The organism is Demequina sp. NBRC 110051 (assembly GCF_002090055.1).
GTDB lineage: Bacteria > Actinomycetota > Actinomycetes > Actinomycetales > Demequinaceae > Demequina.
The window spans coordinates 20,710-34,311 of the sequence record NZ_BBRH01000006.1 but is presented as its reverse complement, the minus strand read 5'-3'; the positions used below and the strand labels follow the sequence as shown (position 1 = coordinate 34,311).

Sequence of the window (13,602 nt, the reverse complement as noted above, 5' to 3'; positions counted from 1 at the left end):
GATCATGCCAGGCCCAGATGTCGGCGACGTGTCACGGCGTGGGCGACTCCTCTCGCGCCACCTCGGGCTCGGACGCCTCCTCCTCGATGCCGCCCGCGTGCGAGCGGATCGAGGCGCGTGCGACCGCCGTCACCGCAATGGCCGCGGCCACACCCGCGATCACCCAGCGCAGCCACCCGGCCGCGTCGCCGTACATCAGCGCCACGACGGCGGGCGCGATGAGCAGCGCCACCAGGTTCATCACCTTGATCAGAGGGTTAATGGCCGGGCCCGCGGTGTCCTTGAACGGGTCACCGATGGTGTCGCCGATCACCGTGGCCTCGTGCGCCGGCGAGTTCTTGCCGCCGTGGTGGCCGTCCTCCACGATCTTCTTCGCGTTGTCCCAGCTGCCGCCGGAGTTGGCGAGGAACACCGCCATCAGCACGCCCGTGCCGATCGCGCCTCCCAGGAAGCCCGCGAGCGCGCCCGGGCCCAACGCGAAGCCCACGAAGATGGGCGCCATCGCCGCGAGCAACCCCGGCGTCGCGAGCTCGCGCAGCGAGTCGCGCGTGCAGATGTCGACCACACGGCCGTACTCGGGGCGGGTCTGGCCGGTCATGATGCCGGGCATCTCGCGGAACTGACGGCGCACCTCGAGCACGATCGCGCCGGCAGCCCGCGTGACCGCATCGATGGCGAGACCCGAGAACAGGAACACCGTCGCGCCGCCGATGATCACGCCCACCAGGGTCAGCGGGTGGATGATCGCGTAGGAGAAGTCTGCAGCCGTCGCGGCCGCGTCCTCGAGCGCGTGGGTGACGGCCTCGCTGTAGGAACCGAAGAGCGCGGTCGCGGCGAGCACGGCCGTCGCGATCGCGATGCCCTTGGTGACCGCCTTGGTGGTGTTGCCCACGGCGTCCAAATCCGTCAGGATCTGCGCGGCCTCCTCGTCGACGTCGCCGGACATCTCGGCGATGCCCTGGGCGTTGTCGCTCACGGGTCCGAAGGTGTCCATGGCGACGATGACACCCACGGTGGTGAGCAGTCCGCAGCCCGCGAGCGCGACCAGGAACAGCGCCAGCGCGACCGAGCCGCCCGCGACGAAGAACAGGATCACGATGGCGCCAGCGATGACGGTCGCTGTATAGACGGCGGACTCGAGGCCCACACCGATGCCGGAGAGCACCACCGTTGCGGCACCCGTGCGCGACGTCGCGGCCACGCGGCGCGTGGGCTTGGCACCCACGTCCGTGAAGAAGCCGGTGATCCACAAGATCAGGCCCGCCAGCCCGATGCCGACGAATACCGCGACGGTCGCGATCAGTCGCGGGTCACCGGACTCGGACTCGATCGAGGCTCCGGTGAACTCCGCGAAAGAGGCCGGCAGGTACAGGTACGCCGCGATCGCGGACAGCGCCGCGCCGATCGCGGCGGCTGTGTAGAAGCCGCGGTTGATCGCGGCCAGCCCGGACTCGCCCTGGCGCACCTTCGTGATGAACACGCCGATCGCCGCGACCACGGCACCCACCGCGGTGACGATCAAGGGGAACACGAGCCCCTGCTCCCCCATCGCCGCCTTGCCCAGGATGAGCGCCGCCACCAGCGTGACGGCGTAGGACTCGAACAGGTCCGCGGCCATGCCGGCGCAGTCGCCCACGTTGTCGCCCACGTTGTCGGCGATGGTCGCCGCGTTGCGGGGGTCGTCCTCGGGGATGTGCTGCTCGACCTTGCCCACCAGGTCGGCGCCCACGTCGGCCGCCTTGGTGAAGATGCCGCCGCCCACGCGCATGAACATCGCGAGCAGCGCCGCCCCGAAGCCGAATCCCTCGAGCACCGCCGCCGCGTCGCCGCGGAAGATGAGCACCACTGCGGCGGCGCCTACCAGGCCGAGCCCCACCACGGACATGCCCACGGCCCCGCCGGTACGGAACGCGATGCGCGCCCCCGCCGAGCGTCCATCCGGCCCGGTCGAGGCCGCCGCCACACGCACGTTCGCGCGCACCGCGAGCCACATGCCCATGTATCCGATCGCGGCGGAGAACCCCGCGCCCAACAGGAAGAACAGCGAGCGCCCCACTCGCACCCCAGCGTCGCCGGGCAGCAGGAACAGCAGGCAGAACACGATGGCGGCGAACAGCACGAGCGTGCGCATCTGGCGCGTGAGATACGCCGACGCCCCCTCCTGGACAGCCCCGGCGATGTCACGCATGCGCTCGGTGCCGTCGCGTTCACGCAGCACCTGTTGGCGCAGCACGTAACTGAAGATGAGGGAGACCACCGCGATGGCGGCGATCACGCCGACGATGACCAGGTTCGAGGAGCCGACCTCGACCTCGGTGCCTGTCACAGTGCGCATACGTCCTCCTTGACGAACGCTCACGGGGTCCACCACGCTGTGGACCCACCGGGCTGCTTGCCACTCTAGGGGAAGCCTGCAACCCACGTCGGGAACCCGGCGAGCCGGGGTGACAGGCCAGCCATCGCATCGTCCGCCCCAACGTTTTGGCGGACCTGTCCGTCGACACTGTGAACCGACAGCCTGTGAGCGGAGGACGTCATGGCCCAGTGGCGGGACACGATGGAGCAGCTGGTGCGCGACCGTGAACGCGCGCTGCTGTCGTACGCCTACCTGGTGTGCGGCGACCCGGTGCAGGCACAGGACCTGGTCCAGGACGCGCTGGTCAGGACGTTCTCGCGGGAGCGGCCGGGCCTCACCTCGTTGAAGGCCGAGGCGTACGTGCGCCGCGCGATTACCTCCACGTATGTCGACGGCTACCGCCGTCAGCAGCGGTGGCAGCGGGTGCAGCACCTGTTCAAGGCCGATGCGGTGGTGCCGGATCGCTTTGGTCAGGTCGAGGCGGGATCCGACGTGGCCGCTGCGCTGGCCACCTTGCCGCCGCGCGTGCGGGCCTGCGTGGTGCTGCGGTTCTTTGACGACCTCACCGTGCCGCAGATTGCGCGCCAGCTTGGGCTGGCCGGCGGCACGGTGAAGCGCTACCTCAGCGATGGGCTGGGGCAGCTGGAGCTGGCCCTCGGGCCACTCGAGGACGCGGCGGTCGCGGATGGCGCGCCCGCCGAGGGAAGGAACGCGCGATGAAGCTTTCGGATGCTTTGAGGGGTGCCGCGGATGGCGCACCCGTGGATGGCGTGACCGTCTCGACGGCCGATGCGTCACGCAAGGTGGCGCGCCGGCGCGCCCTGCGTACGGGTTCCAACGGCGCGGTCGCCGTGGGTGCGGTGGCGATCCTGGGCGTGGGGATCATCGGGCCTTCGTTTGCTTCTGCGGGCGACGAGGATCGGTTTGCCGCGGGCGACATGGCGACCGAGGAGTCGGCGCCGGCTGCGGGAGGCGGCGCGCCCGAAGGCATGGCGTCCGGCGAAGCCGACGGCGCCGCGGGTGATTCGATGCTGGCCTCGCCGTGGCTCTGCGGGTCCGACTTCTCCGCGGACGATCCCGCGTGGGCGTACGGCGACACCTCGGGTGTGACGTTCGAGGTGAGCGAGGCCGTGGCGACCGATGGTGGCTATGAGATCGAGCGCAACCTCACCGCGTCGCGCCCCGTGGACATGATCAGTGGCGGCGACTACGTGGTGACGTGGGACGGCGTCATCGTCGGCTCCTACCTCGAACCCGATCCCCTGGTCTACGGCCCGGCCGACGAGCCGTCGCTGCCCGCGGGCGAGGTCTACGAGCGGCTCGACCCCGCGACGGACTTTTCCTCGCTGCAGTCCTGGCAGAGCATCGCGGCGGTCAACTGCTGGGACGGCGCGGCGCTGCCCGCCGGTGACTACGAGGTGCACCTGGCGCAGACGCTCGCGTACCCGGCTGACGCTGCCACGGAGCTCCCGAGCGACTCCACGATGCCCGAACTGTTCCGCGTGGCCGCCGGGCCCGTCTCGCTCACGATCGCGGGTGAGAAGGTGGACGATCCGTTCGGCGCCTACCTCGGCACGGCAGAGCCCGAGCCCCTGCCCGAGCCGACCGAGACCATCGCGCCCGACCCGGTCGACCCCGGCACGCCCGTGGAGCCCAAGCCTGACCCGCTGCCCACCGAGCCCACCGACCGGCTGGGATCGCAGGCCTTGACGCCCGACGTCGCCCGGCAGATGTTTCAGTCCGCGGCCACCGACGACTCGTGGGACATGGCCGCCGGCAGCTACCGGTGGATCCTCAACGACGGCACGTCCGGCGTCTACCGCTTCTTCGGGTGCTCCTGGGGCGGGGGCGACGGCGCCACCTTCCCCGAGCGGTCCTCGACCATGGAACTGCTCGACGTGGACGTGACCGCGCCCGCGTCGCTATCCGTGAGTTATGGGTTCGTGGTCGACGGCAACCCGGAGATCTCCGCGAGCGTGACGAACGTGTCCGACTACGCGATCGCCAACTTCTGGGGCCTGCAGCCGCAGCTCTATCTCGCCCGCGATGGACGCATCGTCGCCGAGGGCTACCCGCAGTCGATCGACCGCAACGGCGACATGGTCATCATGCGCGAGGAGGCGGGAATGGCGGCCGATGCCGTCGCCCCCGACGGCGCCGAGATGCTCATCGCCCCGGCACCGGAGACGGGAGCGTTGACTCCCAGCACCTCGGCCTCCGGCACCTACCTGTGGCGCGACGTGAACCGCTGCGACGGCAACGGTGGCGGCGTGGAGGCCGGCACGTACACGCTGCTGACGGCGACCAGCGTCAATGTCTCAAGCTACGACGCCCAGTACTACGAGGGCGGCGCCGTGGACGACTCGGCGCTGCTGACCCCGCAGGTGGAGCCTCTGGTGCCCGAGACCGGAACCCTGGAGGGCGGCGGCACGTCGTCAAGTTCCGCCGACGTCGCGGAACCCGCGCCGGACACAGCGGTGGTCAACAGCGACTGGGTCGACCTTCAACGGTGGACGTCGCTGGGGACGATCACCGTGAGGTGACGCAGCACGCCAAGGTGAGTACGGCATCGGCCGAAAATAGGTGAACTCACCGATGTGCGCCTGTGGCGTTCGCGCTGGACTGGTGGAGCGCGGTCACCCGGGCCACGCGCCACTCGAAAGGCAAGAACATGGCTCTCTTCATGGATGTGCACCACCTGGACGGATCGGTGAGCATGGCGGACGTGGCACAGGCGCACGCCGCCGACCTCGAGAAGCAGGCGGACCACGACGTCCACTACCTGCGGTACTGGGTCGACGAGCCGGCAGGCAAGATCTTCTGCCTGGTCGACGCGCCCGATGCTGAGGCGGCCAACACCGTGCACCGTGAGGCCCACGGCCTGGTAGCGGACGAGATTCACCCCGTCACCGAGGGCGTCTGACCGCTTTAATGGTCAGATGATCGTCGAGCGCGAGGATCACCTGACACGCCTCGTCTCCCTGTGGGAGGCGACAGCGGGGGGTGCGGGCGCGTTCGTCCTCGTGGCGTCAGAAGCGGGTCAGGGAAAGACCACGCTGGTACGCGAGTTCCTCACGCGCCTGGACGAGGGGTGCCGGGTGCGCGAGGGAGGCGCGGACAACGTCACGACGGCGGACGCGCTCGCCGCTGTCCAGGAGGCCGTGCCCGAGATTGGCGACGCCGTGGCCGCCGTGCAGGCAGGCACGCTCACCCGCCATGCGCTTCACACACGACTGCGCGCCGAGCTCACCGGCGAGCCCACCGTGCTGGTCCTCGAAGACATGCACTGGGCAGACGACGCGACGCTGGATTCCCTTCAATTCCTGGGCCGCCGGATCGAAGCGACACCCCTGATGGTGATCGCCACCTTCCGGCCCGATGACGTCACCTCACGCCACCCGCTCACGCGCCTCCTCGACGAGGCCGCTCGGTGGCCCCATGCCACCCGGCTGGACGTGCCCGCACTCACGGTGGAAGGGGTCGCCGCACTCGCCGCGCAGGCGGGTTCGGACGCCGATGCCGCGGCGCTCCACGCGCGCACCTCCGGCAACGCCTTCTACGTGACCGAGGTGCTCGCGACGAGTGACGCGAGCCTGCCTATCGGCGTGGCCGATGCCGTGCGTGCCCGCCTTGCACTGCTCACACCCGAGGCGCGGCTCGCCGCCGAGGCGGCCTCGGTCCTCGGAGACACGGCCCCCGCCGACCTGGTGGCGGCCGTCGCGGGGTGCGAGCTCGACGCCATCGACGTGTGCGTCGAGCGAGGGGTGCTGGTCGCGGGACGCGCGGGCGTGGGCTACCGCCACGAGTTGGCGAGGGAAGCCGTCGAGGCCGGCATCGCGGCGCCCCAAGCGCGCCGCCTCCATCGTGCGGCGCTGGCGGAGATTCGCCGCCGCACCCCTGAGGACCACCGACGCATCGCCCACCACGCCGCTCAGTGTGGGGAGGCGACCCTCGCCGCGCAGCATGCGACCCTCGCGGGCCGGCAGCTGGCCGCGCTCGGCGCCCACCGCGAGGCCGCCACACAACTGCGCGCCGCGCTGCGACAGGGGCCACCTGCCGAGGACCGTGCGGGGCTCTTCGTCGAGCTCTCACACGAGTGCTACCTCACCGACCAGCTCCACGAGGCGTTGACGGCCCGCCATCATGCGCTCGAGTTTCACTCGATCGCCGGCGAGATGCTTGACGTGGGCGATGACCAGCGATGGCTGTCACGAATGTCATGGTTTCTGGGACGCGGGGCCGACGCGGAGCACTATGCCGGGGACGCGTGCCACACCCTTGAGCCGCTGGGCCCATCGGTGCCGCTCGCCGCGGCATGGAGCAACATGTCGCAGCTGAGGATGCTCGCGGACGACGCGGAAGAGGCGGTGCGTTGGGGCGAACGGGCGATCGCCCTCGCAAGCGAACTGGGCGCGGACGAGATTCGGATTCACGCGCTCAACAATGTGGGTTCGGCCATGGCCGTCGCGGCCTACGATGCCGCGGGCGTCGCTCGGTTGCGCCAGAGCCTCGACGGGGCGCTCATGGCGGGTCTCGAGGAGCATGCTGCACGTGCGCATACGAATCTAGGCTCCGCGGCGCTGAGGCATCGCGCGCTGCCCGACGCCCTGGCTCAGCTCGAGGCCGGCATCGACTACACCGAGGCCCACGACCTGGACTCGTGGACCCGCTATATGAAGGCGTTACGGGCCGATGCCCTGGTGAGGGTGGGTCGTCTCGACGAGGCTCTCGACGTCGCTCACGACGTGACGGGGCCTCAGGGTGTGTCTCCCATCTCCACGATCCCCGCGGCCTGCGCGGCGGCGAGGGCGACCATGCTTCGCGGAGACGATCCCCGGCCGTCCCTCGCCCTCGCGCAGCGACTCGCGGCGGAGACCGGTGAGATTCAGCGCATCGGACCGGTCGCGAGCGCCATCGCCGAACACGCGTGGCTGGAGGGCCGTGTCGAGGACATCCCTGCGGCGACCGACCTCGCCTGGGACCTCGTCCAGGATGCGTCGGATCCGTGGCTGCTGGGCGAACTTGCGTGGTGGCGTGAGCTCGCTGGGCAGTCCCCCGAGGCAGCGCCCGACTCGCTCGCACCGACCTTCGAACACATGCTCGCGGGCGACGGCGCAAGCGCGGTCCAGGTGTGGCTAGACGTCGGCGACCCAGTGTGGGCGGCCTACGGTGCGGCGGCCGGTGGGGACGCAGCGGTCGCGCAGCGAGCGACCGCGGCCGCACGTGGCGTTGGCGCGAGCGCCGCCGCGGCCGCGGTGATGCGCGAGCGCGAGCAACGCGGATGGGCGAGCCCGACGACGGGCGGTTCCGCGGGCGGTCTGACGCCGCGCGAGGGGGAGGTCCTGCAGTTGCTGGCCCATGGATTGTCCACGCCCGATATCGCCCAGCAGCTGGTCCTGTCGCGCAGGACCGTGGAGCACCACGTGTCTGCGGTGCTGCAGAAGCTTGGCGAGCCCACCCGGGCGCGCGCGGTCGCCACCGCCGTGCGCCGCGGCTTGGTGGAGCACGGGTGAGGTCCTAGGACTCACGGGCGAATGCGGGCCCCGCCGCCGCCGAGGCCGTCTGGCGGGCCACCCCGTCGCCCGCCGCGACGGACACGGTGACCACGCCACCATCGGCGTGGCACTGCGTGACGTCCACCCCGTTGCGTCGGGCGGCCTCACTGGCCGCCGAGCATCCCGGGCCTGCCGCGTCGCGTCCGGCCGCGACCGCCTCCCGCGCGGCGAGCGCTCCCGCGAGCGCGGCCATGTCGGCGCCGGTCCGGGCGCGCGACGCCGCCATCCACGTGCTCGCGGCCGCCAGTCCCAGCGCCAAGACGACGACCATTGCGACCACGATGCCGACCATGAGCACCGTCGCGGCGCCCTCGTCGCGCGCCCGCCCGTTGCGCGGGACCACCGAGGTCTCGCGGCTCACGATTGCTCCTTCGCCACCGCCCGCGCCACGACGTCGGGAAGCCAGGCAGGACCCGTGGCCGTGACGGTCGCCGTCACCCAGGTGCCGTCGGAGGTCACGGCAAGCGAGGCATCGGCCATCCGCGAGGCGAAAGCGGACCGTGCCGCTGCCTCGCCCTCGACGGCGGCGGTGCGGGCGACGGCGGAGGCGGCATCGGCCGCGCTGAGGTGCGCCAACGCCCACGCGAGGGCGCCCAGCATGAGCGCGAGCACGAGCACGGCGGCCGGGAGCACCAAGGCCAGTTCGGCCGTCACGGACCCCCGGTCGCCGCGCCCGCGGATCATCCGAAGGCCGATCTGATGACGCCCAGCAGCAGCTCCCGCACCTCGCCGGAGCGAATGATCGCGATGAGCAGGCCCGCGAACGCCGCCGCGGCGACCGTGACCAGCGCGTATTCGGTGGTCGCCATGCCGTCGTCCTCGCGCCACAGCCTCTCGAAGCGCCTCATGATCCTCCCTTCCGCGAAGGACCGTCCTTCGCTGACTCCACGGTGCGCGCGGGACGCAGGCGACGCTCGCGTCTTGTCCGCAACTGGGGACGGGGCACCGTTCCGCGGGGGCTGGGGACGACGCCATTCAGATCACGGCCCCCAGGTCCACCGACGCGATCACGGCGGCGATGAGCGGCACCACTCCGACCAGGATGAAGGCCGGGAGCAGGCACAGCGTGAGGGGCAGGGCAAGCGTCACGGACAGCTCCGCGGCTGCCTTCTGGCCGGCGCGCTTGTCCTCGCGCACCGCCTGGTCGATCGCAGCCGCGAGTGCGGGTCCGGCCGATGCCCCCGCGAGGTGAGCCGCCTGCAGTGCCTGGCGCACGGTGTCGGCCATGCCGTCGGCGTCCGGGGCCTCCCACGCCTCGTCCCACGGCGCTCCGCTGGCGAGCCGCTGCCCCGTCTCGACCAGTGCCGCGCCGTCCGCCCCTCCCAGCACGATGCCGATCCGTGTGAGCGTGCCCGGCACGTCGATGCCCGCCGCAAGGACCGCGTCGACGAGGGCGAGGACGAGCGGGGTGGGTACGTCCTCGGCGGGTGGCTCGGCGCGAGACAGCAGCGCCCGCGTCCACCGCCTTCCCACCCAGGTGAGCAGGCCCGCGCCGACGAGCAGCACCCACCCCAGGGGCGTCAGCGCCACGAGGCGCAGCGCGCCCGGGTCGAGCGCCGCCGCGAGGCCGAGCCCCGCGAGCGGCAACCACCCGAGGACACGCGCGCTCATGCGCGGGCCCGCAAGCGCGGCCTCCCGGGCATCGGCCGCCTCTTCGCGCGCATGCAGCACCGCGAGCACTCGCCGCAGCACGGCGGCGAGTGGCATCCCGCCCTCGTCGGCGAGTGTCGCGGAGGCTGCAACGGCCCGGGTGACCACAGCATCGGCCCCCGGCACGGTGGGACGGCCGTCGTCCGCGACCGGTAACCCCGCAAGTGACCACGCCTGCGCGGGCGGCAGTCCCGACTCGAGCAGCGCGACCGCGTTGGCAAGGGCCCGCGTGGGGGCCGGCGGCGATACCCGCGCCCGTTTACGCCGCCACCGCATGGCCCGCCTGGCTGAGCCCCAGGCCCTCACCGAGCGCTGCCCACGCGGGCCCGGCCTCCCAGCCCCGCGAGCCCCGGGTGAGGGCGGGGACGGCGACAAGGTCGCCCGCGCCCGATCGCGACAGCGTCGCCACCTGGGCCACGCGCCGCACACTCGCGCCGTCGCGCTCGACGTGCACCACGGCGTCGAAGGCGATGGCGGCCTGCAGCTCGACCGTGCGCTGGTCGAGTCCCGCCAGCGCCCCCAGCGCCACCAGCCGCGCGGGCACGTCCGCCGTCGAGTTCGCGTGCAACGTCGCGAACCCGCCGCGGTGTCCCGTGTTGAAGACGGACAGCACCTCGCGCACCTCCGCGCCGCGGCACTCACCCAACACCACGCGGTCGGGACGCATGCGCATGGCCTCGCGCACCAGGGTGGGAAGCCCCACCGCGCCGGAGCCCTCGATGTTGGCGCGCCGCTCGATCAGGCGCACCACGTGCGGGTGGTCGGGACGCAGCTCGCCGGCTTCCTCGATCACGAGGATGCGCTCGGCGGGATCCACGAGGCTCAGCATCGAGGCGAGCAGGGTGGTCTTGCCCGATCCCGTGGCGCCGGTGACGAGCACGGACAGGTGCCGCGCCACCATCGCGCGCAGCACCCGTCCGAGCTGCCCCGTCACCATTCCCGAGGCGACCAGGTCATCCATGTCGAGCGCCCGCTGACGCACGGTCCTCAGCGAGATCGCGGCGCACTCGGGCGACAGGGGCGGCAGGACCGCGTGCAGGCGCGTGCCGTCGGGCAGGCGCGCATCCACCACCGGCGCGGCGTCGTCGAGCCGGCGCCCGCCCGCCCCCGCCATGCGCACCGCCAGTGCCCTCACCGCAGCGGAGTCGGGCAGGTCCACACCGACCATCTGCAGCCCTCCTCCCCTATCGATCCAGGCCCGCCGCGGCTCCTGGACCAAGACGTCCGTGACACCCGGCAAGGCCAACAGCGAGCCCAGCGGCCCGGCCCACTGCGGTGCGTCACCCGGCCCGTCCATAGGGCGAGGCTGACACGGCGGCCGGCCACAGCATCGGCCGTCTGTCATATCGGTGGACAACTCCTCCGGGCGCGGCGGCTGGGGACGACGAGGCGCCCTGGCAGGGTGTCGGCGGGCGCCGCTAGGCTGGGCCGAAATAGGAGGTTTCATGGCCCGCTCGACCCGCCGCCCATCCGCGGCCTTCTTCGATCTGGACAAGACGATCATCGCGACCAGCTCGTCGATGGCGTTCTCTCGGTCCTTTTACGAGGGTGGACTCGTCACGCGGGCCGATGCCCTACGCACCGCCTACGCGCAGTTCCTGTTCCTGGTGGGCGCGGCGGACGAGCGTCAGACCAACCGCCTGCGCGACTCGCTGAGCGACCTCGTGAAGGGCTGGGAGGTCGCGAAGGTCACGCAGATCGTCAACGAGACGGTGCACGAGCACATCGACCCGGTGGTCTACGCGGAGGCGCTCGAGCTCATCGATCGCCACCACGCGAACGGCCGCGATGTGGTGATCGTCTCGGCCTCCGTGCGCGACATCGTGGAGCCCATCGCGCAGATCCTGGGCGCGGACCATGTCATCGCGTCCGAGCTCAAGGTGAAGAAGGGCTACTACACGGGCGAGGTCAGCTACTACGCGTACGGCGAGGCGAAGGCCGATGCCATGCGGGCGCTGGCCGAGGAGCAGGGCTACGACCTGCGTCGCAGCTATGCGTACTCGGACTCGATCACGGATGCCCCGATGCTTGATGCGGTGGGCCACGGCTTCACCGTGAACGCGGACCGCACCATGCGCAAGGCCGCGATCTCGCACGGCTGGGGAAACCTGCGCTTCAAGCGCCCCGTCGAGCTGCGCTCGCACCCGTCGACGCGCTCCACGCTGGCGGTGGGGCTCGCCATCGCGGCGATCGTGGTCGGCGTGCTGCTGCTGTCGCGCGCCGGCAGGGAGCCCGAGGACTCCTGACCGCGTGGGCCGTCGAGGCCCGCTCCCGATGTGGTCAAATCCACACCAACGTTTCGTGATGCTCGTGCGTTAAGAGGGTCAAGCGGCCTCAATGGTCGACGTGCATCGGGCACCTGCCAGGGGCCTCGCGCGGGAGGGGAAAATCGTGCTCGAAACGGGCACGCGCGGCACGTATCCTTGTGCCTCAACCCCACGATGGAGCAGCGGGCGCACGCATGCGCCGGGAGGAACGGGAGTCCATGCACAAGGGCCTCATGGTCATCGGTGCGATCACGGTGGCGAGCGCCTCCGCGGCCGTGGGGTGGTACGGCGTGAAGTGGATCGTCTCGAGCGACGAGGCCCCCGCCGCGGCCCCCTCCGACACCCCCGCCGGAGCGACCGTTCCGCTCTCCTACGACCTCGCGGCGATCGAGTCCGCGGCCGAGGGCCTGTTCAACCCGCCGGCCTGCGGTGAGACCTGGACGGCCGATGCGACATCAGCCAATGGCGTCATCCCCGTGGTGAGCGTCGAGACGGCCGACGGCGCCGCCTCGGCCCGCGTCGCGTTCACCTCCGAGGCCGAGGGCATCACCGCGTTCCTCGCCCAACAGGGCCAGCTGATCGTGACGCGTGACGACGTGGTCGTCACCCCCGAATGGGGCTCCGAGTTTGTGCCCGAGCTCATCATGACGGCGGGCGAGAGCCCCTCGGCGGCGTCGGACACGTACGCGATCACGGGCTCGTCACTGTGCGACGTGGCCGACGAGATGTCCGCGCTGTGGGACGACTTCGACTGGGACAACGCCACGGACGAGGAGGTCGCGGCGCGCTACGAGGAGGTCGCCGAGTTCGAGGCAGAGCACTCGAGCCTCCCCGCCGGCGAATACAAGGTCTACGCGTGGAGCCCGATCATCCAGGGCGAGGCGGCCGCCGTGGCGCGGTCGCTGACCGAGGAGGGCCTCACCGACCTCGCGCTGCTGCAGTACACCGCCGGCTACTCGGCGATCGCTGACGACGAGCGCATCGCGCCGTACTGCGAGGAGTCCGAGACCCCCGACGGCGCCACCGAACTGCTCTGCGACGTACCCCAGGACGTGCTGACCGAGGTGCTGACCCGCGACGTCCCCGAGTCCTACATCGTGGACGCGGAGCCCACCGTCGCGATCTCCGAGGCCTTCACCTTCACGGTCGAGTAGTCACGACCGCACGGGGGTTTACCCCGTCTTGCGCCGGAAGTCCTGGTGCCCGTGCGCGGCGCCGTTGTTGCGCATCCCGCCGCCGGACTCGGCGTGGCTGCCCGGGTGCTCCACCTGGCCGTCGTTGCCGACCCACGTGGCCATCGCCGCCTGGGCGTCCCCGCCCTCGACTGCGCGCATGAAAGTCTGAGCGTCATCGCCGTGAAGGGTCTTCGCGAGCTTGCCGTGGTGGAAGATCACCACCTCGCCGGTCGCGCGGGTCCGGTAGTCGTAGCCTTCTGCACTCATCTGCCCATCGTCACACCGTTCGCGCGGATGCGCGCGGCGAACGGCGGCTTGCGCCCGGCCGATGCGTCAGCTGGGGTTGTCTTGACCGTCCGTTTCGCGCGGCTCGCCATCTCCGTGGGGGATCTCCTCGCCCAGCGGATTGGTCTGCACCGGCTGCTCGTCGGGGTCGTGGCGCTTATCCTGCTGCTCCACGACCTCGTCCTTGAGATCTTCCGCCTTGGCGTCGGTGTTCTTGTCGCTCATGGCTCGATCGTCGCACCGCGCAGGCCGCCGTGCCAGGGGTTTCGCCCACCGCTGACGCGGGAATAGCCCGTACCGGTGTGGTCCACGAC

At 71.4% G+C, this 13,602-nt stretch carries 14 protein-coding genes; 6 read left to right on the top strand and 8 right to left on the bottom strand.

Going from position 1 to position 13,602, the window contains the following annotated elements; genetic code table 11:
* Positions 1-31: 31 nt before the first annotated feature.
* Entirely contained in the window at positions 32-2,335 is a 2,304-nt protein-coding gene (locus B7K20_RS00185) for a sodium-translocating pyrophosphatase (RefSeq protein WP_084099497.1), read from the bottom strand.
* Between the two features lie 201 nt (positions 2,336-2,536).
* Here B7K20_RS00185 and B7K20_RS00180 point away from each other — a divergent pair, with 201 nt between their 5' ends.
* From B7K20_RS00180 to B7K20_RS00165, 4 genes are all read left to right on the top strand, one after another.
* Complete coding sequence (locus B7K20_RS00180; RefSeq protein ID WP_084099496.1) at positions 2,537-3,076, top strand: sigma-70 family RNA polymerase sigma factor; 540 nt, start codon at positions 2,537-2,539, stop codon at positions 3,074-3,076.
* Positions 3,073-4,899, top strand: coding sequence for a hypothetical protein (locus B7K20_RS00175; protein ID WP_084099495.1), 1,827 nt, complete (start codon positions 3,073-3,075; stop codon positions 4,897-4,899). The genes B7K20_RS00180 and B7K20_RS00175 overlap by 4 nt, the downstream gene beginning before the upstream one ends.
* Positions 4,900-5,027: 128 nt before the next feature.
* A complete protein-coding gene (locus B7K20_RS00170; protein WP_084099756.1) occupies positions 5,028-5,279 on the top strand; it encodes a DUF4242 domain-containing protein in 252 nt (83 codons plus the stop codon).
* 16 nt (positions 5,280-5,295) lie between these two features.
* A complete protein-coding gene (locus B7K20_RS00165) occupies positions 5,296-7,869 on the top strand; it encodes an AAA family ATPase (protein ID WP_084099494.1) in 2,574 nt (857 codons plus the stop codon).
* A 4-nt stretch (positions 7,870-7,873) separates the two neighbouring features.
* Here B7K20_RS00165 and B7K20_RS12790 read toward each other — a convergent pair whose 3' ends face one another.
* The 5 genes from B7K20_RS12790 to B7K20_RS00150 form a co-directional block, all read right to left on the bottom strand.
* Entirely contained in the window at positions 7,874-8,272 is a 399-nt protein-coding gene (locus B7K20_RS12790) for an Rv3654c family TadE-like protein (protein ID WP_234985635.1), read from the bottom strand.
* Positions 8,269-8,565, bottom strand: a complete 297-nt coding sequence (locus B7K20_RS00160) for a TadE family type IV pilus minor pilin (protein WP_234985634.1) — start codon at positions 8,563-8,565, stop codon at positions 8,269-8,271. Before B7K20_RS00160 ends, B7K20_RS12790 begins: the two co-directional genes overlap by 4 nt.
* 26 nt (positions 8,566-8,591) lie before the next feature.
* Complete coding sequence (locus tag B7K20_RS00155) at positions 8,592-8,759, bottom strand: DUF4244 domain-containing protein (RefSeq protein ID WP_084099492.1); 168 nt, start codon at positions 8,757-8,759, stop codon at positions 8,592-8,594.
* A 127-nt stretch (positions 8,760-8,886) separates the two neighbouring features.
* A complete protein-coding gene (locus B7K20_RS12785; RefSeq protein WP_144018439.1) occupies positions 8,887-9,837 on the bottom strand; it encodes a type II secretion system F family protein in 951 nt (316 codons plus the stop codon).
* On the bottom strand, positions 9,821-10,858 hold the full coding sequence (locus tag B7K20_RS00150) for a TadA family conjugal transfer-associated ATPase (protein WP_234985633.1): 1,038 nt from the start codon (positions 10,856-10,858) through the stop codon (positions 9,821-9,823). The genes B7K20_RS12785 and B7K20_RS00150 overlap by 17 nt, the downstream gene beginning before the upstream one ends.
* Before the next feature lie 148 nt (positions 10,859-11,006).
* On the opposite strand from B7K20_RS00150, the gene B7K20_RS00145 reads away from it, so the two are divergent.
* Both B7K20_RS00145 and B7K20_RS00140 read left to right on the top strand, forming a co-directional pair.
* Positions 11,007-11,807 carry an HAD family phosphatase gene (locus tag B7K20_RS00145; RefSeq protein ID WP_084099490.1) on the top strand — a complete coding sequence of 267 codons (801 nt, stop codon included), beginning with the start codon at positions 11,007-11,009 and terminating at the stop codon, positions 11,805-11,807.
* Between the two features lie 215 nt (positions 11,808-12,022).
* The gene (locus tag B7K20_RS00140; RefSeq protein ID WP_144018437.1) at positions 12,023-12,982 is read left to right on the top strand and encodes a hypothetical protein; all 960 of its coding nucleotides are present in this window, start codon (positions 12,023-12,025) and stop codon (positions 12,980-12,982) included.
* Between the two features lie 18 nt (positions 12,983-13,000).
* Here the strand turns inward: B7K20_RS00140 and B7K20_RS00135 are convergent, their stop codons facing one another.
* Positions 13,001-13,270, bottom strand: a complete 270-nt coding sequence (locus tag B7K20_RS00135) for a hypothetical protein (RefSeq protein ID WP_084099488.1) — start codon at positions 13,268-13,270, stop codon at positions 13,001-13,003.
* Between the two features lie 66 nt (positions 13,271-13,336).
* Positions 13,337-13,513 (bottom strand): hypothetical protein, encoded by a 177-nt coding sequence (locus B7K20_RS13005; protein ID WP_159449257.1) that lies wholly within the window; start codon positions 13,511-13,513, stop codon positions 13,337-13,339.
* Positions 13,514-13,602 lie beyond the last annotated feature (89 nt).